We start from the raw sequence: 20865 nt of genomic DNA, 5'->3' as shown, positions 1-20865 counted from the left end.
GGCGCCCTTCTCACTGCTCCAGCAACCCGGACCGCATGGCGCTCGTCACCGCTGCTGTCCGGTCGTCGACGTTCAACTTGCCGAAGACGCGCAGCAGATGGGTCTTCACGGTCGACTCGCCGATGAACAGACGTCGGCCGATCTCCGCGTTGGTGCAGCCCTCCGCCACCAGGCGCAGCACCGCCGTCTCCCGCTCCGACAGCCGGGGCCGCTCCGGCTTCGTCCGCAGCCGGTCCACCAGCCGTGCCGCGACCGACGGGGCCAGGACCGTCTCGCCGCGCGCCGCCGCCCGTACGGCCTCCGCGAGTTCACCGCGGGGCATGTCCTTGAGCAGATAGCCGGCGGCCCCGGCCTCCACGGCCCGCAGGATGTCCCGGTCCGTCTCGTACGTCGTCAGGACGACCACCCGGCAGGCCAGCCCCGCCTCGCTCATCCGCACGATCGAGTCGACGCCTCCGCCGCCCGGCATCCGCAGGTCCATCAGGACGATGTCGGGCCGCAGTTCGGCCGCCAGCGCCTCCGCCTGCGGACCGCTCGCCGCGTCGGCGACCACGTCGAGGTCCGGCTCGGCGCTGAGCATCGCCCGCAGACCCTCGCGGACGACGGGATGGTCGTCGGCGAGGACGATACGGATCACGGCGAACTCCTCATCGGAGACAGGGGCAGGCTGACCGTCACCGTCGTACCGCCGCCCGGCGCGCTGTCGATCCGTGCCGTGCCGCCGACCTCGGTGGCCCGGGCGCGCAGCCCCGACAGGCCGTAACCGTCGCAGGGGGCACCCGGGTCGAAGCCGCGGCCGTCGTCCCGTACCCACAGCGTGAGCGCGTCGTCGGCGTACGTCAGCTCGATGCCCACCAAGGCCGAACTCCCCGCGTGCTTACGGGCGTTGGCCAAGGCCTCCTGGCAGGAGCGCAGGGCCACGACCTCGGGCCCGGCCGGCAGCGTGCGCTCCGGGCCGCGCACCCGGAGCGTCGCCCCGTGGCGGGCTGCCAGGCGGCGCAGGGCGTCGGGGAGGGAGGCGCCGTCGAGGTCGGCCGGCGCGGCACCGGCGACCAGGGCGCGCGCCTCGGCGAGGTTCTGCCGGGCCGTCTCGTCCATCAGCGCGAGGTGCCGGCGGGCCTCGGGCAGGTCGTGGTCCAGTTCCGCCTCCACCGCCTGGACCAGCATCAGCAGGCTGGTGAAGCCCTGCGCCAGGGTGTCGTGGATCTCCCGGGCCATCCGCTCCCGCTCGGCCAGGGCGCCGTGCGCGGCCGACAGCCGGGAGATCTCGTGGCGGCTGGCGTCGAGTTCGGCGATCAGCTCGGCCCGCTCCTCACTCTGCTCGATGATCCGGATGATCCAACTGCCCACCACCGTCGAGAAACCGAGACTGACCAGCGCGGACAGCGAGTTCCCCAGCAGGTCACGGCCGTCCGGGTGCCACAGCAGCGCCCAACCGGCCACCGGCGCGACATTGATCAGCGTGACGGCGACGAGCGCCCGCCGCATCCGCAGCGCCATGAAGCACTGGGGCACGAGCGCGAACGCCATCAGCCGGGTCTCGCCGGCCAGTACCGACGACGGCAGGAACAGCGCCATCGTCCCGCCCAGATACCGCAGCGCCCGGCGCTCGTTCGGCTGCGACTGCTGCAACAGGGCACGCCCCAGGGCGATGTACCAGGGCACGAGGGGCACGAGCAGTGCGGCGGCGACCGCGCGCGCCGGACCCCGCGAACCCCCGCCGACCAGAACGAACGCCAGGGTGGCGGCCCACGCGAGCGCGAAGTAGACGTCCCACAGCCGGATCGTGCGGTCCCACGCGTGGTCGCCGCGGGCCGCGCTCCGGCCGGTCAGCCGTCGCGCCGGTCCTTCCAGCGAAAGGTCAGCAGACACAGCACCAATCCTCCGACGCACCAGGCGGCCAGCACCAGGGCGACCTTCCCGAACTCCCAGCTCCCGGCCTGCTCCAGGACCCGCGCCGAGTCCGGCAGGAAGACGCCCCGAAGACCCTGGCACAGCCACTTCAGCGGGAACAGGGCACCGACGTTCAGCATCCAGTCGGGGATCGTGTCGATGGAGATGTACACCCCGGAGATGAACTGCAGGACCAGGAAGGGCAGGACGACCACGGAGCTCGCGCTCTTCGCCGACCCGGGCAGCGAACTGATCGCGATGCCGAGCAGCGAGCAGCCCGTCAGCCCGAGCACGAAGATCCAGCCGAAGTCGATCCAGCGGGAGGCGTCCGACGGCAGCCGCACGCCGTAGAAGGCGGTGCCGGCGAACAGCAGGATCGCCGTCTCCACGGCCCCGGTGAACAGAACCAGCCAGATCTTGCCCAGGAAGTACGCGGCCGGCGGCATCGGCGTGCCGCGCAGCCGGCGCAGCACCTTCTCGTCGCGCTCCACGGCGATCGAGATGCCCAGCGACTGGAAACTGGTCGACATGAGGCCGGAGGCCATCATCGCGGGGACGTACAGCTGGGAGGCGTTGACCCCGGAGCCGCGCACGTCGTCGTGGAAGATCGCCGCGAACAGGAACAGGAAGACGACCGGGAAGGAGAAGGTGAAGACGACCTGGTCGCGCTGGCGGAAGAACTGCCTGATCTCCAGCGCTCCCCGGCTCAGCCCCAGGTTCCAGGCCCCGGGCAGCCGCCCGGTCCGCGCCCGGTTCCCGGTCGCCACGGCGGTCGAGGTCATCGCGCGTCCTCCTGTCCGGTCAGCCGGAGGTAGACGTCCTCCAGGGTGGGGCGGGTCACCAGCAGCCCCGGGATCTCGCCGTCGAAGCGGTGCGTGAGCTCGCCGACCGTCCTGGTCGGGGTGTCGGTGCGCTCGCGGCGCACGGTGCCGTCGGCCTCGGTCCACTCGACCGTGGCTCCGGTGCCGTACCGCTCCCGGAGGGCGGCGGGCTCGCCCTCGGCCACGACGCGGCCCCGGGCGACCACCGCGAGCCGGTCGGCCAGGGCCTCCGCCTCCTCCAGGTAGTGCGTGGTCAGCAGGATCGTCGTGCCCTCGTCGGCCAGCAGCCGGATCAGGTCCCAGAACCGGCGGCGGGCGGCCGGGTCGAAGCCGGTCGTCGGCTCGTCCAGGAGCAGCAGTTCGGGATCGCCGATCACACCCAGGGCCACGTCGAGACGGCGGCGCTGGCCGCCCGACAGCGCCTTGACGCGGCTGCCCGCCTTCGCCTCCAGACCCACCAGTGCGATGACCTCCTCGGGGTCGCGCGGTGCGGGGTAGTAGCGGGCGAAGTGCCGTACCGTCTCGTGGACCGTCAACTCCGCGGGTGCCGATTCGTCCTGCCAGACGATTCCCACACGCGATCTCCACGCGCGCGTGCCGTTCGCCGGGTCGGACCCGAGCACCGACACCTCGCCCGCGTCCCGGCCGCGGTTGCCCTGGAGGATCTCCACGGTGGTGCTCTTGCCCGCGCCATTGGGTCCGAGCAGGCCGAACACCTCACCGCGCCGGATGCCGAGGTCGATGCCGTCCACCGCGGTCAGATCCCCGTAGCGCTTGCGCAGCCCCCGAACATCCACGGCGAGATCGTTCACGTGTGCCGTCATGACGTCGAGCCTCGTCCGGAACCGAACGCTCGGGGACGACCGTACGTACCTCCTTATGTCCATCGAACGGTGGACAGGGTGCCGGGTGCGGCAGAATGGCCCGTGCCCGATGAAGGTCCATATCCCCAGCAGACGGAATCGACGTGATGAGCAAGACCACAGTCAAAGACGTCTCCACCGAGCCCGAGCCGAGCGACGCGGCGGCCTCCGAGACGCGCACGGTCGGCGGCAGCCGCGCCTTCGCCCTGCTGCTGATCATCACCGGCGCGGCAGGCCTGCTCGCCGCGTGGGTCATCACGATCGACAAGTTCAAGCTGCTCGAGGCCAAGGTCGAGGGCAAGACCTTCACCCCGGGCTGCAGTCTCAACCCGGTCGTCTCCTGCGGCAGCGTGATGGAGTCCAAGCAGGCCGCCGCCTTCGGGTTCCCCAACCCGATGCTCGGCCTGGTCGCCTACGGCATCGTCGTCTGCGTCGGCATGAGCCTGCTGGCCCGCGCCCGCTTCCCGCGCTGGTACTGGCTGACCTTCAACTTCGGCACGCTCTTCGGCGTGGGCTTCTGCACCTGGCTGCAGTTCCAGTCGCTGTACCGGATCAACGCGCTGTGCCTGTGGTGCTCGCTGGCCTGGGTCGCGACGATCATCATGTTCTGGTACGTGACCTCGTTCAACGTCCGCAACTCCTTCCTGCCCGCCCCGCGCTGGCTGAAGGGCTTCTTCGGCGAGTTCACCTGGGTCCTGCCCGTCCTGCACATCGGCATCATCGGCATGCTGGTCCTGACCCGCTGGTGGGACTTCTGGACCAGCTGACGGCGCGCCGCGTTGTCAGTGCCGTGATTTAGGGTTTCAGCGTGGAGCCCGACCTGTTCACCGCAGCCGCAGAAGAACGCCAGGAGAAGGATCCGGCAGGAAGCCCCCTGGCGGTGCGCATGCGCCCGCGCACCCTCGACGAGGTCGTGGGCCAGCAGCACCTGCTCAAGCCCGGCTCGCCCCTGCGCCGCCTGGTCGGCGAGGGAGCGGGCGGCCCGGCGGGCCCCTCCTCCGTGATCCTGTGGGGCCCGCCCGGCACCGGCAAGACCACCCTCGCGTACGTCGTCTCCAAGGCCACCAACAAGCGCTTCGTCGAACTGTCGGCGATCACCGCGGGCGTCAAGGAGGTCCGCGCGGTCATCGACGGCGCCCGCCGCGCCACCGGCGGATACGGCAAGGAGACCGTCCTCTTCCTGGACGAGATCCACCGCTTCAGCAAGGCCCAGCAGGACTCCCTGCTGCCCGCGGTGGAGAACCGCTGGGTCACCCTGATCGCGGCGACCACGGAGAACCCCTACTTCTCGGTGATCTCCCCGCTGCTGTCCCGCTCCCTCCTGCTCACCCTCGAACCCCTCACCGACGACGACGTCCGCGGCCTGCTCAGGCGGGCGCTGAGCGACGAGCGCGGCCTCAAGGACGCCGTCACCCTCCCCGAGGACACCGAGGACCACTTCCTGCGCATCGCCGGCGGTGACGCCCGTCGCGCCCTGACCGCCCTGGAGGCCGCCGCGGGGGCCGCCCTCGACAAGGGCGAGACCGAGATCTCCCTGACCACCCTGGAGGAGACCGTCGACCGGGCGGCGGTCAAGTACGACCGCGACGGCGACCAGCACTACGACGTGGCCAGCGCCCTGATCAAGTCCATCAGGGGCTCGGACGTCGACGCGGCCCTGCACTATCTGGCCCGCATGATCGAGGCCGGCGAGGACCCCCGCTTCATCGCCCGCCGGCTGATGATCTCGGCGAGCGAGGACATCGGGCTCGCCGACCCGAACGCCCTGCCGATCGCCGTGGCCGCCGCCCAGGCCGTCGCCATGATCGGCTTTCCCGAGGCCGCCCTCACCCTCAGCCACGCCACCATCGCCCTCGCCCTGGCCCCGAAGTCCAACGCCGCGACGACCGCGATCGGCGCCGCCCTGGACGACATACGCAAGGGACTGGCGGGAGCCGTGCCGCCGCACCTCAGGGACGGGCACTACAAGGGCGCCGCCAAGCTCGGCCACGCGCAGGGGTACGTGTATCCGCACGACCTGGCCGAGGGTATCGCCGAACAGCAGTACGCCCCGGACGCCCTCAAGGACCGCGAGTACTACACCCCGACCCGGCACGGGGCGGAGGCGCGGTACGCGGACGCCGTGGAGTGGACCCGGACGCACCTCGGTCGGAAGCGCCCCTGAGAAGCCTGTAGACTTCGCCGGAGTGCCGAGTCCCGCGCTGTCAGAGCGGGACATCCGGCCGGAACCCCCAGCGGGTTCCAGGAGCGTCGCGCACCGTTCGAATGGTGTCGCGGGCAGCCCACCACCACCCGTCGCGAGGCGGGAAAGGTCGGTGGGCCACTCGCGTGCTGCACGTATGTGCCCAGACCAGGGGAGCGGCTGCCCACCGAGTCCGCCAGGACGCGGAGGGTTTCCCCGGCTGCGGATGCGACCTCCTTCAACCCTGACAAGCCGAATATCAGAAGGAAGAAAGAGACAGTGGCGAACCAGTCCCGCCCCAAGGTCAAGAAGTCGCGTGCCCTCGGCATCGCGCTGACCCCGAAGGCCGTCAAGTACTTCGAGGCCCGCCCCTACCCGCCGGGTGAGCACGGCCGTGGCCGCAAGCAGAACTCGGACTACAAGGTCCGTCTGCTGGAGAAGCAGCGTCTGCGCGCGCAGTACGACGTCTCCGAGCGCCAGCTGGTCCGTGCCTACGAGCGTGCCTCCAAGGTGCAGGGCAAGACCGGTGAGGCCCTGATCGTGGAGCTCGAGCGCCGTCTCGACGCCCTGGTCCTGCGTTCGGGCATCGCCCGCACCATCTACCAGGCCCGTCAGATGGTCGTTCACGGCCACATCGAGGTCAACGGCCAGAAGGTCGACAAGCCGTCGTTCCGCGTCCGTCCCGACGACGTCGTGATGGTCCGCGAGCGCAGCCGCAGCAAGACGCTGTTCGAGGTGGCCCGCGCCGGTGGCTTCGCCCCCGACGGCGAGACCCCGCGCTACCTCCAGGTGAACCTCGGCGCCCTGGCGTTCCGCCTGGACCGCGAGCCGAACCGCAAGGAGATCCCGGTGATCTGCGATGAGCAGCTCGTCGTCGAGTACTACGCCCGCTGATCCTCGGCAGGCGGCAGTACCACCTCAGCCCGCCGTCTCCCCGCCCTTCCGGGCGCGGGAGGCGGCGGGTTCGTGCGTCTGCGGGCTGGGCGTCGCGTACCGCACGGGCTCCCGCGGCGCCGGCATGGCCCCAAGCGGCCGCCCCAGCGCCCGCGACACGGCGGCCTCCCGCGCCAGTCGCGCCCCCTCCCGTACGCACTCCTCGTACCGCTCGTCGCCGAGCCGCTGCCTGGCCGTCGCCTCGCACTGCTGGTGCGCGGCGTTGAAGCAGGCCGAGCCGAACAGCGGCAGCCCCACCGACGGCCACATCCGGCCCGCCGCGCCCTGCAGCACCGCGGCCTCGGCCGCGTCGCCCTCCACCGCCGTGACCAGGGCCAGCAGCTCCACCGCCAGCACCGAGCCGAGCAGGTCGTGGAAGGAGTGGGCGCCGGTGAGGCAGTCGACGAGCAGGGCACGGGCCCGGGCGGGATCGCCGTCGGCCCAGGCCGCGTACGCCAGGACGTACAGCGCGTAGGTGCGCGCCCACCGCTCGCCGTGGTCCTCGCAGACCCGGCGCACGTCCTCGCACATCCGCACCGCGCCCGGCAGATCGCCCTGGAAGGCGCGCGCCATCGCCAGCTCGACCCGGCCCATCAGCACATTGCTGTTGAGCTCGCCGATCTCCTCGTAGCGCTCCAGCGCCGAGCGCAGCAGCCGCTCCGCGCGCGGCATGTCGTCCGTGACCAGGGCCAGACAGCCGGTGCGGTGCTCCGCGTACGCCACCGCCGTCGCATCCCCGCAGCGCTCCGCCTCCTCGCGGCACTCCCGCAGCGCCGCCAGCGCGGGCACCGTGTCGCCCTGCAGGATCGCCACGTACCCGAGCACCCACAGCGCCTTCAGCCGCGACCGGTCATGGCCCGAGTCCAGCCGCACGACCTGCTCCAGCCAGTGCCGGCCCTCGGCCAGCCGCCCGCAGCCCGCCCAGCAGAACCACAGCGAACCCGCGAGGTACTGGCCCAGGTGGGCCTCCTCCGGCTCGGTCAGACAGTGCTCCAGGGCGCAGCGCAGATTGGGCAGCTCCGCCTCCACCCGTGCGGCCACCTCGTCCTGGCGCGGCGAGAACCACTCCAGCTCGCACCAGATCGCCAGGCCCAGGTACCAGTCCCGGTGCCGCCGCCGCAGCCGGGCCGCGTCCCCCGTCGCCTCCAGCCAGTCGGCTCCGTACGCCCGCACGGTGTCCAGCATCCGGTAGCGCACTCCGGCCGGCGTCTCCTCCCGCGCGACCACCGACTGCGCGAGCAACTCGGTCAGTACGTCGAGGACGTCGTCGGCGTCGAGACCGTGCCCGGCGCAGACGTACTCGACGGCCTCCAGGTCGAACCGTCCGGCGAAGACCGAGAGCCGCGCCCACAGCAGCCGCTCCCGCGGGGTGCACAGTTCGTGGCTCCAGCCGATCGCCAGACGCAGCGTCCGGTGCCGGGCGAGCCCGTCCGAGCCGCCGCCGGTCAGCAGGCGGAACCGGTCCTCCAGCCGCTCCAGCAACTGACCCGGGGACAGTGCCCGCAGCCGCCCCGCCGCCAGTTCGACCGCGAGCGGAATCCCGTCGAGGCGCCGGCACAGCGCGCGCACGTCCTCGCCGTCCGGGACCGGCACGCCGTGCAGCCCGGCCCGCTCGGCGAGCAGCTGCACCGCCTCGTCCTCGCCGAGCGGAGCCAGCGGGAACACCCGCTCTCCCGGCACGCCCAGCGGGCGGCGCCCCGCCGCGAGCACCCGGAGCCCGGGCACGGCCCGCAGCAACTCGCCCACCAGCTCGGCGCACGCCTCCACCAGGTGCTCGAACCCGTCCAGGACCAGCAGGAGTTGACGCCCGGCGAGATGGGCGAGCAGCGTCTCGCGCGGCGGCCGGGCCGTGTGGTCGGTCAGACCGAGCGCTTCCGCGACGGCGTGATCGACGAACCGCGGATCCCGCACCGGCGCCAGTTCCGCGCGCCGGACCTCGTCGCGCGGTGCGTGCAGAGCGGCCGCCCGTGCCGCGAGCCGCGACTTGCCGACCCCGCCCGCGCCGGTCACGGTGACCAGCCGAGCGGTGTCGAGCGCCCCTGCCAGCCCGGCGAGTTCGACCGAGCGTCCCACGAACGCGTCGAGCTCCTCGGGGAGGTTGCCGCCCACGGGACCGCCGTCGCGCTGATGTTGCCGCATGGGATACGGAGCGTACTGAACCGTATTCAGTCCGTACAATCGCCTTGCGCGACCCGGCCCGCGTGTGGAAGGGAAACCGGTGCGGAGCGCCACCCCCGGCGCGATAGGCTCGGCCCACGACTTTTTCGATGTTCGGGCAAGCTGAGGGAGCGGGTGCGCGTGGTGTCCGGTGGTGAGGTGGCCGGGATCCTGGTGGCCGTGTTCTGGGCGATCCTGGTCTCCTTCCTCGCGGTGGCCCTCGCGAGGCTGGCCCAGACGCTCAAGGCGACCACCAAGCTGGTCGCGGACGTGACCGACCAGGCCGTCCCGCTGCTGGCCGACGCCTCCGCCGCGGTGCGCTCCGCGCAGACCCAGATCGACCGGGTCGACGCGATCGCGACCGACGTCCAGGAGGTCACCTCGAACGCCTCCGCCCTGTCGACCACCGTCGCCTCCACCTTCGGCGGCCCCCTGGTCAAGGTCGCGGCTTTCGGGTACGGCGTCCGCAGGGCGCTGGGTACCCGCCGGGACGACATGCCCACGAAGGAGCCGAGGCGTACCGTGATCGTGGGCCGGACCGTCCCGACGTCTCGGCGGGGCAAGCGGAAGAAGGACTGAGACCTAGCGATGTTCCGCCGTACGTTCTGGTTCAGCACGGGCGTGGCCGCCGGTGTGTGGGCCACCACCAAGGTCAACCGCAAGCTCAAGCAGCTCACTCCCGAGAGCCTGGCCGCCGCCGCGGCCAACAAGGCGATCGAGGCCGGCCACCGGATCAAGGACCGCGCGGTCGGCTTCGCGCTCGAGGTCCGCGACAACATGGCCGTGCGGGAGGAGGAGCTGGGGGAGGCCCTGGGCATCAACGCGGCCCCCGAACTCCCCGCGCCCCGGCGCCACACCGCCATCGAGAACCGCAACAACCCGAAGTACGTCGAGGGCTCGACGTACCAGACGCACTCGTACAACCGGAATGAGGACCACTGATGGAGTCGGCCGAGATTCGCCGCCGCTGGCTGAGCTTCTTCGAGGAGCGCGGGCACACCGTCGTCCCTTCGGCGTCGCTCATCGCGGACGACCCGACTCTGCTCCTCGTCCCCGCCGGCATGGTGCCCTTCAAGCCCTACTTCCTCGGTGAGGTCAAGCCGCCCTTCCCGCGCGCCACCAGCGTGCAGAAGTGCGTGCGCACCCCCGACATCGAAGAGGTCGGCAAGACCACCCGGCACGGCACGTTCTTCCAGATGTGCGGCAACTTCTCCTTCGGCGACTACTTCAAGGAAGGCGCCATCAAGCTCGCCTGGGAGCTGCTCACCAGCCCCCAGGACAAGGGCGGTTACGGCCTGGAGCCGGAGAAGCTCTGGATCACCGTCTACAAGGACGACGACGAGGCCGAGCGCATCTGGCACGAGGTGGTCGGCGTGCCCATGGAGCGCATCCAGCGCCTGGGCATGAAGGACAACTTCTGGTCCATGGGCGTCCCCGGCCCGTGCGGCCCCTGCTCCGAGATCAACTACGACCGCGGCCCCGAGTTCGGCGCCGAGGGCGGCCCCGCCGTCAACGACGAGCGGTACGTGGAGATCTGGAACCTCGTCTTCATGCAGTTCGAGCGGGGCGAGGGCACCGGCAAGGACAACTTCGAGATCCTCGGCGACCTCCCCAGCAAGAACATCGACACCGGCCTCGGCCTGGAGCGCCTCGCCATGATTCTGCAGGGCGTGCAGAACATGTACGAGATCGACACCTCCATGGCCGTCATCAAGAAGGCCACCGAGCTGACCGGGGTCCACTACGGCGCCGCCCACGCCTCCGACGTCTCCCTGCGCGTGGTCACCGACCACATGCGCACCGCCACCATGCTCATCGGCGACGGCGTCACCCCCGGCAACGAGGGCCGCGGCTACGTCCTGCGCCGCATCATGCGCCGCGCCATCCGCAACATGCGCCTGCTCGGCGCCACCGGCCCGGTCGTCCTGGACCTCGTCGAGACCGTGATCGGCATGATGGGCCAGCAGTACCCCGAGCTGGTCACCGACCGCGAGCGCATCGAGAAGGTCGCCGTCGCCGAGGAGAACGCCTTCCTCAAGACGCTGAAGGCCGGCACCAACATCCTCGACACCGCCGTCACCGAGACCAAGCAGTCCGGCGGCACCGTCCTGCCCGGCGACAAGGCGTTCCTGCTCCACGACACCTGGGGCTTCCCGATCGACCTCACCCTCGAGATGGCCGCCGAGCAGGGGCTGTCCGTGGACGAGGACGGCTTCCGCCGCCTGATGAAGGAGCAGCGGGAGCGCGCCAAGGCCGACGCCCAGTCCAAGAAGACCGGCCACGCCGGCGCCGGCGCCTACCGGGAGATCGCCGACAAGGTCGGCGAGACCGACTTCATCGGCTACAGCGACACCGAGGGCGAGTCCACCATCGTCGGCATCCTCGTCGACGGCGCCTCCTCCCCGGCCGCCACCGAGGGCGACGAGGTCGAGATCGTCCTCGACCGCACCCCCTTCTACGCCGAGGGCGGCGGCCAGATCGGCGACACCGGCAAGATCAAGGTCGACTCCGGCGCCGTCATCGAGGTCCGCGACTGCCAGAAGCCGGTCCCGGGCGTCTACGTCCACAAGGGCGTCGTCCAGGTCGGCGAGGTCACCGTCGGCGCCAAGGCCGTCGCCTCGATCGACGCCCGCCGCCGCAAGGCCATCGCCCGCGCCCACTCGGCCACCCACCTCACCCACCAGGCGCTGCGCGACGCGCTCGGCCCGACGGCCGCCCAGGCCGGCTCCGAGAACCAGCCCGGCCGCTTCCGCTTCGACTTCGGCTCGCCCTCCGCCGTTCCGCACTCGGTGATGACCGACGTCGAGCACAAGATCAACGAGGTGCTCGCCCGCGACCTCGACGTCCGCGCCGACGTCATGGGCATCGACGAGGCCAAGAAGCAGGGCGCCATCGCCGAGTTCGGCGAGAAGTACGGCGAGCGCGTCCGCGTCGTGACGATCGGCGACTTCTCCAAGGAGCTGTGCGGCGGCACGCACGTGCACAACACCGCCCAGCTGGGCCTGGTGAAGCTGCTCGGCGAGTCCTCCATCGGCTCCGGCGTCCGCCGTATCGAGGCCCTCGTCGGCGTCGACGCCTACAGCTTCCTCGCCCGCGAGCACACGGTCGTCAACCAGCTGACCGAGCTGCTCAAGGGCCGCCCGGAGGAGCTCCCGGAGAAGGTCTCCGCCATGCTCGGCAAGCTGAAGGACGCCGAGAAGGAGATCGAGAAGTTCCGCGCCGAGAAGGTGCTGCAGGCCGCCGCCGGCCTCGCCGAGTCCGCCAAGGACGTCCGCGGCATCGCGGTCGTCACCGGTCAGGTCCCGGACGGCACCACCCCGGACGACCTGCGCAAGCTGGTCCTCGACGTGCGCGGCCGCATCCAGGGCGGACGCGCCGCCGTGGTGGCCCTCTTCGCCGTCAACAACGGCAAGCCGCTGACCGTCATCGCGACCAACGAGGCCGCCCGCGAGCGCGGCATGAAGGCCGGTGACCTGGTCCGCACCGCCGCCAAGACCCTCGGTGGCGGCGGTGGCGGCAAGCCCGACGTCGCGCAGGGCGGCGGCCAGAACCCGGCCGCCGTCGGCGAGGCCGTCGACGCGGTCGAGCGGCTCGTGGCGGACACGGCCAAGTGAGCACCGGGCAGGAATCCGGTGAGAGCGGCCCCGTGATGCGCCGGGGCCGCCGCCTCGCCGTCGACGTCGGGGACGCCCGGATCGGGGTCGCGTCCTGCGACCCCGACGGGATCCTCGCCACCCCGGTGGAGACGGTCCCCGGCCGGGACGTCCCGGCCGCCCACCGCCGCCTGCGCCAACTGGTCGAGGAGTACGAACCGATCGAGGTCGTCGTCGGCCTCCCTCGCTCCCTCAAGGGGGGCGAGGGCCCGGCCGCGGCGAAGGTCCGCGCCTTCGCCCAGGAGCTGGCCAGGGGCATCAAGCCCGTGCCGGTCCGCCTGGTCGACGAGCGGATGACGACGGTGACGGCCAGTCAGGGACTGCGCGCCTCGGGCGTGAAATCCAAGAAGGGCCGCTCGGTCATCGACCAGGCAGCCGCTGTGATCATCCTTCAGCAGGCCCTGGAATCCGAACGGGTGTCAGGTAAAGCACCCGGCGAGGGCGTCGAAGTGGTCATCTGATCGCGATACGGTAACGTTCCGCGCGATTGCGCCGCTGAATCGAACAGCCGGTGCACAGCAAGAGGCGGAACCGGGAGCGGGCCCCCACCGAGGCCGCGTGATCAACCGCCTCGCGGCTCTAGGGGTTTGATGACTGAGTATGGCCGGGGCCAAGGCTCCGAACCGTGGCATCCGGAGGACCCGTATTACGGGGACGACGGATGGGGTGGACAGCAGGCCCAGGTGGGCCCGCAGTCCCCCTACGGCGGCCAGCCGCAGCACTATCCAGAGCAGCCGCAGCAGCAGGACCAGGGCGGCTGGCACGACGGCCAACAGACCGGCTACGGGCAGGCGCAGCAGTACCAGCAGTACGACCAGCAGTACTACGCGGGTCACACCCAGCAGCAGCAGTCGTACGACCAGCAGGCGTGGGGCCAGGGCACGCACTCCCATGTCCAGTACCAGGACGTCCCCTACACGGACCCGCACGACCCCTACGCCCAGCAGGCCGCCGCCTCCTACGGCGGTGACCAGTCGGACTACTACGGCACTCCGGACGCCTACCCTCCGCCGGAGCCGCCCAGCCGCCGGCAGGCCGAGCCCGAGCCGCCGCAGACCGACTGGGACCCGGGCCCCGACCAGGGCGAGCACGCCTTCTTCGCGGGCGACGACGAGGAAGAGGACGAGGACGACGACCCCGCCGAGGGGCGCAAGGCGCGCGGCGGCAAGAAGCCCAAGAAAAAGAAGAGCCGCAACGGCTGCGCCTGCCTCGTGCTCGTGCTGGTCTTCGGTGGCGGCCTCGGTGGCGTCGGCTATTTCGGCTGGCAGTTCTACCAGGATCGTTTCGGCCCGGCCCCCGACTTCGCGGGCGACGGCAACGGCCAGTCGGTCACCGTCGTCATCCCGAAGGGCGCCGGCGGCTATGTGATCGGGCAGAAGCTGAAGGAGGCGGGCGTCGTCGAGAGCGTCGACGCGTTCGTCTCGGCACAGCAGTCCAACCCCGACGGCAAGAAGATCCAGGACGGCGTCTACACGCTGGAGAAGCACATGTCGGCCGCCAGCGCGGTCGAGCTGATGCTGAGCCCCAAGAGCCGCGACAACCTCGTCATCGCCGAGGGCCTGCGCAACTCGCAGGTCTATGAGCTGATCGACAAACGTCTCGGGGTGGCGGACGGCACCACGGCGAAGGTCGCGAAGAACGACTACAAGAAGCTCGGCCTGCCCTCCTGGGCGCTGGACCATCCCAACGTCAAGGACCCGCTGGAAGGGTTCCTCTACCCCTCCAGCTACGCGGCCAGCAAGGGCCAGAAGCCCGAGGCGGTCCTCAAGGACATGGTCACCCGGGCCAGCGACAAGTACGCGGCGCTCGGCCTCGCGAACAAGGCCAAGGGCCTCGGCCTCGACAACCCCTGGCAGCTGCTCACCGTGGCCAGCCTGGTCCAGGCCGAGGGCGTCAGCCACGACGACTTCCGCAAGATGGCCGAGGTCGTCTACAACCGCCTCAAGCGCGCCAACCCCGAGACCTACGGCTCGCTCGAGTTCGACTCGACGTACAACTACATCAAGAACCAGAGCAAGATCGACCTGAGCATCTCCGAGCTGCGCAAGTACAACAACCCGTACAACACGTACTACGTCAAGGGCCTGCCGCCCGGCCCGATCGACAACCCCGGCGAGGAAGCCCTCAGGGGCGCGCTCAACCCCACGCACGACGGGTGGTACTACTTCATCTCGTTGGACGGCAAGACCAGCAAGTTCACCAAGACGCTCGCCGAGCACAACAAGCTGGTCGACGAATTCAATGCGTCGAGGAACAAGAACTGATGTCACCGACCCACAGGGCGGCCGTGCTCGGCTCGCCCATCGGCCACTCCCTGTCCCCGCGGCTGCACAACGCCGCCTACCGGGCGCTCGGCCTGGACGACTGGTCGTACGACAGGTTCGAGATCGACGAGGCCGCGCTGCCCGGCTTCCTCGAAGGGCTGGGTCCCGAGTGGGCGGGACTCTCCCTGACCATGCCGCTCAAGCGGGCGGTGATTCCGCTGCTCGACGAGATCACCGACACGGCGGCCTCGGTGGAGGCCGTCAACACCGTCGTCTTCGAAGAGGACGGCAAGCGCGTCGGCGACAACACCGACATCCCCGGGCTGATCGCCGCGCTGCAGGAGCGGGGCGTGGAGAAGGTCGAGTCGGCGGCCATCCTGGGCGCGGGCGCCACCGCCTCGTCGGCACTGGCGGCACTGGCCCGGCTCTGCACGGGCGAGGTCACGGTGTACGTCCGCAGCGAGCGGCGCGCCGACGAGATGCGGCAGTGGGGCGAACGACTCGGCGTCCAGGTCCGGCCGGCGGACTGGGCCGACGCGGTACGCGCCTTCGACGCCCCCCTGGTGATCTCCACGACGCCCGCCGGAGGCACCGACGACCTCGCGGCCCGGCTTCCCGCCCGGGTCGGCACCCTTTTCGACGTACTCTACGAGCCCTGGCCCACGCCCCTCGCCGCCGCCTGGCAGGACCGCGGTGGCCCGGTGCTGAGCGGCCTCGACCTGCTCGTGCACCAGGCCGTCTTCCAGTTCCGCCGGTTCACGAGGGACCCGCGGTCGCCGCTTGCGGCGATGCGCGACGCCGCGCGGACGGCCTGATCTGTCCGTTTGCCGGACGCGGATCGGAGTCCCACCCCGGACATGGGAGGATCGGGGGTGGCGGGCCGGATCCGCGCACCCGGTCGCGCCGTCGCCGTACGCGAGGACGCGCGTACGCAGGGCAGTACCGGGGCGCGAGCACTGAGGAGCACCGTTGAGCAGGTTGCGCTGGCTGACCGCGGGGGAGTCCCACGGTCCCGCACTCGTGGCGACGCTGGAGGGCCTTCCCGCCGGCGTGCCGATCACGACGGAGATGGTGGCGGACCACCTCGCGAGGCGCCGGCTCGGCTATGGACGCGGCGCGCGCATGAAGTTCGAGCAGGACGAGGTGACCTTCCTCGGCGGTGTCCGGCACGGCCTCACCCTCGGCTCCCCGGTCGCGATCATGGTGGGTAACACCGAGTGGCCCAAGTGGGAGCAGGTCATGGCGGCCGACCCGGTCGACCCGGAGATCCTCGCCGGACTGGCCCGCAACGCCCCGCTGACCCGCCCCCGTCCTGGCCACGCCGACCTGGCGGGCATGCAGAAGTACGGCTTCGACGAGGCCCGCCCGATCCTGGAGCGCGCCTCGGCCCGGGAGACCGCGGCCCGGGTCGCGCTCGGCGCCGTCGCCCGGTCGTACCTGAAGGAGACGGCCGGCATCGAGATCGTCAGCCACGTGGTGGAGCTGTGTTCGGTCAAGGCCCCGCACGGCGTGTACCCGACCCCGGCCGACGTGGAGAAGCTGGACGCCGACCCGCTGCGCTGCCTGGACGCGGACACCTCGAAGGCGATGGTGGCCGAGGTCGACCAGGCCCACAAGGACGGCGACACCCTCGGCGGCGTGGTGGAGATCCTGGCCTACGGCGTCCCGGTCGGCCTGGGCTCGCACGTGCACTGGGACCGCAAGCTGGACGCCCGCCTGGCCGGCGCGCTGATGGGCATCCAGGCGATCAAGGGCGTCGAACTGGGCGACGGCTTCGAACTCGCCCGTGTCCCCGGCTCCAAGGCGCACGACGAGATCGTCGGCACCGAGGAGGGCATCCGGCGGGTCTCCGGCCGCTCCGGCGGCACCGAGGGCGGCCTGTCCACCGGTGAGCTGCTGCGGGTGCGGGCGGCGATGAAGCCCATCGCGACCGTGCCGCGGGCCCTGCGGACGGTGGACGTGGCCACCGGCGAGGCCACCCAGGCCCACCACCAGCGCTCCGACGTCTCCGCGGTGCCGGCCGCCGGCATCGTCGCCGAGGCGATGGTGGCCCTGGTCCTGGCGGACGCGGTGGCGGAGAAGTTCGGCGGCGACAGCGTCGCCGAGACCCGCCGCAACGTGCGGTCGTACCTCGACAACCTGGCCATCCGATGACCGCTGCGCAGGTCGTCCTCGTCGGACCGATGGGTGTGGGCAAGTCCACGGTGGGCCGGCTGCTGGCCGAGGCGCTGGGCGTGGGCTTCCGGGACACCGACGACGACATCGTCGCCGCCCAGGGCCGCACCATCGCCGAGATCTTCGTCGACGACGGCGAGCCGGCCTTCCGGGCGATCGAGAAGGCCGCCGTGAGCGAGGCGCTGGCCGGGCACGACGGCGTGCTGGCGCTGGGCGGCGGCTCGATCCTCGACACCGACATCCGGGCGCTGCTGGCCGGGCACCGGGTCGTCTACCTCTCGATGGACGTCGAGGAGGCCGTCAAGCGCACCGGGCTGAACGCCGCCCGCCCGCTGCTCGCGGTCAACCCGCGCAAGCAGTGGCGCGAGCTGATGGAGGCCCGGCGCGCGCTGTACGAGGAGGTCGCCACGGTCGTCGTCGCGACCGACGGCCGTACCCCCGAAGAGGTCGCGCAAGTCGCCCTCGACGCTTTGGAGTTGAAGCAGGCATGAGCGAGGCAGTCACCCGTATCCAGGTCGGCGGCACGGCGGGGTCCGAGCCGTACGAAGTCCTGGTGGGGCGTCAACTCCTGGGCGAACTGGCCGGGTTGATCAGCGAGAAGGCCAAGCGCGTCGCCGTGATCCACCCCGAGGCGCTCGCCGAGACCGGCGACGCGCTGCGGGCCGACCTCGCCGAACAGGGCTACGAGGCGATCGCCATCCAGGTGCCGAACGCCGAGGAGGCCAAGACCGCCGAGGTCGCCGCCTACTGCTGGAAGGCCCTGGGCCAGTCCCACTTCACCCGCTCCGACGTCGTCGTCGGCGTCGGCGGCGGTTCCACCACGGACCTGGCCGGGTTCGTCGCCGCGACCTGGCTGCGCGGGGTGCGCTGGATCGCCGTACCGACCACCGTGCTGGCCATGGTGGACGCCGCGGTCGGCGGCAAGACCGGCATCAACACGGCCGAGGGCAAGAACCTGGTGGGCGCGTTCTTCCCGCCGGCCGGTGTGCTGTGCGACCTGGCCGCGCTGGACTCCCTCCCGGTCAACGACTACGTCTCCGGGCTCGCCGAGATCATCAAGGCGGGCTTCATCGCCGACCCGGTGATCCTGGACCTCATCGAGTCCGACCCGCAGGCCGCCCGCAGCCCCCAGGGCCCGCACACGGCCGAACTCATCGAGCGCTCCATCCGGGTCAAGGCCGAGGTCGTCTCCGCGGACCTCAAGGAGTCGGGACTGCGCGAGATCCTCAACTACGGCCACACGCTGGGCCACGCCATCGAGAAGAACGAGCGCTACCAGTGGCGGCACGGCGCCGCGGTCTCGGTCGGCATGCACTTCGCCGCCGAACTCGGCCGTCTGGCCGGCCGGTTGGACGACGCGACGGCGGACCGGCACCGCACGGTCCTCGAGTCCGTCGGCCTCCCGCTGCACTACCGCTACGACCAGTGGCCCAAGCTGCTGGAGGCGATGAAGGTCGACAAGAAGTCCCGCGGCGACCTGCTCCGCTTCATCGTCCTCGACGGCCTGGCCAAGCCCACCGTCCTGGAGGGCCCCGACCCGGCCGTGCTGCTCGCCGCGTACGGCGAAGTGGGCGAGTAAGTCCGCCGGAGCGCCTTGCGTCCCATTTGCCTTGCGGGCGTGGGCACTTCGGGCCGTCCCCGGCCGTTCAGCAAACGGCGGCCGGGGAAGGTACCGTTCGGTAGGAAGCGGGGCCCGTACCCTGCCGCCAGGGTCAATCGCCTGTACGAGACGGAGTGGCACCGGATGCAGCACGCAGTGGGTTCTCCGCTGCCGCCGCCCCACCAGCCGGGGCACGGACCTGGCGCCGGCTGGTCGCCGGCCGCACACCACCCGGGCCACCCGGGGCCGCACCAGGGCTCCGCCCCCGTGCCTCCGCCGCCTCCCGCGCCGGGCTTCGCACCCCAGGGCCCGGTCCCGGCCGGCCCGCCCCACAGCCCGGCCCCGCCGCCCCCGGACACCACCGGCCATGTCCCGCTGCCGCCGGGCGGCCCGGTCACCATGCCCGGCATCGCCCCCGCGAGCGCCCCCGACCCGGCCACCACGACCCTCGCGGTCCTGCTGATCGGACCCGCGGGCGCCGGCAAGACGAGCGTCGCCAAGTTCTGGGCCGAGCACCGCAGGGTGCCCACGGCCCACATCAGCCTCGACGACGTGCGCGAGTGGGTCCGCTCCGGCTTCGCCGACCCGCAGTCCGGGTGGAACGACAACTCCGAGGCCCAGTACCGCCTGGCCCGCCGCACCTGCGGCTTCGCCGCCCGCAACTTCCTGGCCAACGGCATCTCCTGCATCCTCGACGACGCCGTCTTCCCCGACCGCCCCGTGGTCGGCCTCGGCGGCTGGAAGCGGCACGTCGGCCCGGGCCTGCTGCCGGTCGTCCTGCTCCCGGGGCTGGAGATCGTCCTGGAACGCAACGCCGAGCGCTCCGGCAACCGCCGCCTCACCGACGAGGAGGTCGCCCGGATCCACGGCCGCATGGCGGGCTGGTACGGCTCCGGCCTCCCGATCATCGACAACAGCCAGCTGGACGTCCCCCAGACGGCCAGGGTCCTGGACGACGTACTGGCACGGTCGATCGCAAGCCCGCCGAGCTGGTAGACGCCGAGGGCGGGAGCCGGCTGAAGGGGCGCGGGGCTGCGTCGACATGCGGCTCCGCCGCGGGGCGCGATCAGCCTCCACAGACCCGCACCCGGCACACCACCTCTCCGGGCACCCCGTCCCCCGATCGACACCAGAACCGGCACAAATCGCCCACTCCTCCTACGCTCATCTCATGTCAGAGATGCACGCGAACCGCCGAACCCGGCTCAGGGAGCAACACAGCGCGGCCGGCCACGCGGCAGCGCTCGTCTCCCGCCCCGCCAACGTCCGCTACCTCGCCGGCGCCGCCCCGCACGGCGCCGTCCTCCTCCTGGGCCGGACGGAAGACCTCCTGGTCTGCCCCGGCCCACCCGGCGACCGCCCCACGGAAGGCCGGCCCGACGAGGCTCTGCGGGTGCAGTACCTCGCCGCGGGCCAGGGTGATCCGGCGGTCGCCGCCGCCGACCTCGCCGCGGCCCAGGGCGCCGACTCCCTCGCCGTGGAGGAACACCACCTCACGGTCGCCCGGCACCGCGAGATCCGCTCCGTCGCCCCCCGCCTGCGCATCGCCGACCTGGGCGGCGCCGTCGAACAGCAGCGGGTGGTGAAGGACGAGGAGGAGATCTCCTGCCTCCGCATCGGCGCCGAGATCGCCGACCAGGCACTCGGTGAACTCCTGGAGTCCATCCTGGTGGGCCGCACCGAACGCCATCTCGCCCTCGAACTCGAACGCCGGCTGGTCGACCACGGCGCCGAGGGCCCCGCCTTCCCCACCTCGGTCGCCACCGGTCCGAACTCCGGCCGCCGCGCGCACCGCCCCACCGACCGGCGCGTGGAGGAGGGTGACTTCCTCTCCGTCTGCCTGGGCGCCACCTATCGCGGCTACCGCTGCGAGATCGGCCGGACGTTCGTGATCGGCACCTCGCCCGCGGACTGGCAGATCGAGCTCTACGACCTCGTCTTCGCCGCCCAGCGTGCCGGACGGGAGGCCCTCGCACCCGGCGCGGCCTGCCGTGACGTCGACCGCCTCACCCGCCAGGTGCTCGACACCGCGGGGTACGCCGAGGCACTGCCGTCCCTCACCGGCCACGGCGTGGGACTCGAAATCGACGAGGACCCGCAGCTGGTCCCTGCGGCCATGGGTAAACTGGACGCTTGCGTGCCGGTCACCGTCGAACCGGGGGTCCACCTCCCGGGCCGGGGCGGCGTCCGGATCGATGACACGCTCGTCGTCCGCCCCGAGGCGGACGGCGGACCCGAGCTACTCACCATCACGACCAAGGAGCTGCTCGCACTATAGAGAAGGTGCGTGCGCCGGGGTCGTCCACGTCAGTCCAGGAGATTCC

General features: G+C 71.6%; 19 protein-coding genes. 14 read left to right on the top strand and 5 right to left on the bottom strand.

Going from position 1 to position 20865, the window contains the following annotated elements:
* Positions 1–10 precede the first annotated feature (10 nt).
* The 4 genes from LN251_RS01080 to LN251_RS01065 are packed head-to-tail and all read right to left on the bottom strand — an operon-like array spanning position 11 to position 3538.
* Positions 11–637, bottom strand: a complete 627-nt coding sequence (locus LN251_RS01080) for a response regulator (protein ID WP_458242684.1) — start codon at positions 635–637, stop codon at positions 11–13.
* Positions 634–1872, bottom strand: a complete 1239-nt coding sequence (locus tag LN251_RS01075; protein WP_458242683.1) for a sensor histidine kinase — start codon at positions 1870–1872, stop codon at positions 634–636. The genes LN251_RS01080 and LN251_RS01075 overlap by 4 nt, the downstream gene beginning before the upstream one ends.
* Positions 1830–2675 (bottom strand): ABC transporter permease, encoded by an 846-nt coding sequence (locus tag LN251_RS01070; RefSeq protein WP_458242682.1) that lies wholly within the window; start codon positions 2673–2675, stop codon positions 1830–1832. The genes LN251_RS01075 and LN251_RS01070 overlap by 43 nt, the downstream gene beginning before the upstream one ends.
* On the bottom strand, positions 2672–3538 hold the full coding sequence (locus LN251_RS01065; RefSeq protein WP_458242681.1) for an ABC transporter ATP-binding protein: 867 nt from the start codon (positions 3536–3538) through the stop codon (positions 2672–2674). The genes LN251_RS01070 and LN251_RS01065 overlap by 4 nt, the downstream gene beginning before the upstream one ends.
* Positions 3539–3684: 146 nt before the next feature.
* On the opposite strand from LN251_RS01065, the gene LN251_RS01060 reads away from it, so the two are divergent.
* The 3 genes from LN251_RS01060 (at position 3685) to rpsD (ending at position 6653) form a co-directional block, all read left to right on the top strand.
* Positions 3685–4344, top strand: a complete 660-nt coding sequence (locus LN251_RS01060) for a vitamin K epoxide reductase family protein (protein ID WP_058926495.1) — start codon at positions 3685–3687, stop codon at positions 4342–4344.
* Between the two features lie 41 nt (positions 4345–4385).
* Entirely contained in the window at positions 4386–5741 is a 1356-nt protein-coding gene (locus LN251_RS01055) for a replication-associated recombination protein A (protein ID WP_458242680.1), read from the top strand.
* 297 nt (positions 5742–6038) lie between these two features.
* Positions 6039–6653: a 30S ribosomal protein S4 gene (gene rpsD / locus LN251_RS01050; protein ID WP_058926497.1), complete on the top strand. Its 615-nt coding sequence runs from the start codon at positions 6039–6041 to the stop codon at positions 6651–6653.
* A 24-nt stretch (positions 6654–6677) separates the two neighbouring features.
* Here the strand turns inward: rpsD and LN251_RS01045 are convergent, their stop codons facing one another.
* On the bottom strand, positions 6678–8831 hold the full coding sequence (locus tag LN251_RS01045; RefSeq protein ID WP_458242679.1) for an ATP-binding protein: 2154 nt from the start codon (positions 8829–8831) through the stop codon (positions 6678–6680).
* 153 nt (positions 8832–8984) lie between these two features.
* Between LN251_RS01045 and LN251_RS01040 the strand changes: the two genes are divergently transcribed.
* From LN251_RS01040 to LN251_RS00990, 11 genes are all read left to right on the top strand, one after another.
* Complete coding sequence (locus LN251_RS01040; RefSeq protein ID WP_458242678.1) at positions 8985–9428, top strand: DUF948 domain-containing protein; 444 nt, start codon at positions 8985–8987, stop codon at positions 9426–9428.
* A 9-nt stretch (positions 9429–9437) separates the two neighbouring features.
* Complete coding sequence (locus tag LN251_RS01035; RefSeq protein WP_458242677.1) at positions 9438–9791, top strand: hypothetical protein; 354 nt, start codon at positions 9438–9440, stop codon at positions 9789–9791.
* Positions 9791–12463, top strand: a complete 2673-nt coding sequence (gene alaS / locus LN251_RS01030; RefSeq protein WP_458242676.1) for an alanine--tRNA ligase — start codon at positions 9791–9793, stop codon at positions 12461–12463. Before LN251_RS01035 ends, alaS begins: the two co-directional genes overlap by 1 nt.
* A 35-nt stretch (positions 12464–12498) precedes the next feature.
* Positions 12499–12963, top strand: coding sequence for a Holliday junction resolvase RuvX (gene ruvX / locus LN251_RS01025; RefSeq protein WP_058926501.1), 465 nt, complete (start codon positions 12499–12501; stop codon positions 12961–12963).
* A 129-nt stretch (positions 12964–13092) separates the two neighbouring features.
* On the top strand, positions 13093–14766 hold the full coding sequence (gene mltG / locus LN251_RS01020) for an endolytic transglycosylase MltG (protein ID WP_458242675.1): 1674 nt from the start codon (positions 13093–13095) through the stop codon (positions 14764–14766).
* A complete protein-coding gene (locus LN251_RS01015; RefSeq protein ID WP_458242674.1) occupies positions 14766–15581 on the top strand; it encodes a shikimate dehydrogenase in 816 nt (271 codons plus the stop codon). The genes mltG and LN251_RS01015 overlap by 1 nt, the downstream gene beginning before the upstream one ends.
* A 154-nt stretch (positions 15582–15735) precedes the next feature.
* Positions 15736–16920, top strand: coding sequence for a chorismate synthase (aroC, locus tag LN251_RS01010; RefSeq protein ID WP_458242673.1), 1185 nt, complete (start codon positions 15736–15738; stop codon positions 16918–16920).
* Positions 16917–17432 carry a shikimate kinase gene (locus tag LN251_RS01005; protein WP_458242672.1) on the top strand — a complete coding sequence of 172 codons (516 nt, stop codon included), beginning with the start codon at positions 16917–16919 and terminating at the stop codon, positions 17430–17432. The genes aroC and LN251_RS01005 overlap by 4 nt, the downstream gene beginning before the upstream one ends.
* Entirely contained in the window at positions 17429–18520 is a 1092-nt protein-coding gene (gene aroB / locus LN251_RS01000; protein ID WP_458242671.1) for a 3-dehydroquinate synthase, read from the top strand. Before LN251_RS01005 ends, aroB begins: the two co-directional genes overlap by 4 nt.
* 165 nt (positions 18521–18685) lie before the next feature.
* Positions 18686–19537, top strand: coding sequence for a Pro-rich N-terminal domain-containing protein (locus tag LN251_RS00995; RefSeq protein WP_458242670.1), 852 nt, complete (start codon positions 18686–18688; stop codon positions 19535–19537).
* Between the two features lie 175 nt (positions 19538–19712).
* Positions 19713–20819 (top strand): aminopeptidase P family protein, encoded by a 1107-nt coding sequence (locus tag LN251_RS00990; RefSeq protein WP_458242669.1) that lies wholly within the window; start codon positions 19713–19715, stop codon positions 20817–20819.
* The last annotated feature ends 46 nt before the right edge of the window (positions 20820–20865 follow it).

This window comes from Streptomyces sp. MAI_2237 (assembly GCF_054189285.1).
This window is presented reverse-complemented; position numbering and strand designations above follow the sequence as displayed.

Excerpts from the sequence above, each read along its gene's own strand:
- LN251_RS01070 (WP_458242682.1), bottom strand. The coding sequence starts at position 2,675 with ATGACCTCGACCGCCGTGGCGACCGGGAACCGGGCGCGGACCGGGCGG.
- LN251_RS01065 (WP_458242681.1), bottom strand. The coding sequence starts at position 3,538 with ATGACGGCACACGTGAACGATCTCGCCGTGGATGTTCGGGGGCTGCGC.
- LN251_RS01060 (WP_058926495.1), top strand. The coding sequence starts at position 3,685 with ATGAGCAAGACCACAGTCAAAGACGTCTCCACCGAGCCCGAGCCGAGC.
- LN251_RS01045 (WP_458242679.1), bottom strand. The coding sequence starts at position 8,831 with ATGCGGCAACATCAGCGCGACGGCGGTCCCGTGGGCGGCAACCTCCCC.
- LN251_RS01035 (WP_458242677.1), top strand. The coding sequence starts at position 9,438 with ATGTTCCGCCGTACGTTCTGGTTCAGCACGGGCGTGGCCGCCGGTGTG.
- alaS (WP_458242676.1), top strand. The coding sequence starts at position 9,791 with ATGGAGTCGGCCGAGATTCGCCGCCGCTGGCTGAGCTTCTTCGAGGAG.
- ruvX (WP_058926501.1), top strand. The coding sequence starts at position 12,499 with ATGCGCCGGGGCCGCCGCCTCGCCGTCGACGTCGGGGACGCCCGGATC.
- mltG (WP_458242675.1), top strand. The coding sequence starts at position 13,093 with ATGACTGAGTATGGCCGGGGCCAAGGCTCCGAACCGTGGCATCCGGAG.
- LN251_RS01015 (WP_458242674.1), top strand. The coding sequence starts at position 14,766 with ATGTCACCGACCCACAGGGCGGCCGTGCTCGGCTCGCCCATCGGCCAC.
- LN251_RS01005 (WP_458242672.1), top strand. The coding sequence starts at position 16,917 with ATGACCGCTGCGCAGGTCGTCCTCGTCGGACCGATGGGTGTGGGCAAG.
- aroB (WP_458242671.1), top strand. The coding sequence starts at position 17,429 with ATGAGCGAGGCAGTCACCCGTATCCAGGTCGGCGGCACGGCGGGGTCC.
- LN251_RS00995 (WP_458242670.1), top strand. The coding sequence starts at position 18,686 with ATGCAGCACGCAGTGGGTTCTCCGCTGCCGCCGCCCCACCAGCCGGGG.
- LN251_RS00990 (WP_458242669.1), top strand. The coding sequence starts at position 19,713 with ATGTCAGAGATGCACGCGAACCGCCGAACCCGGCTCAGGGAGCAACAC.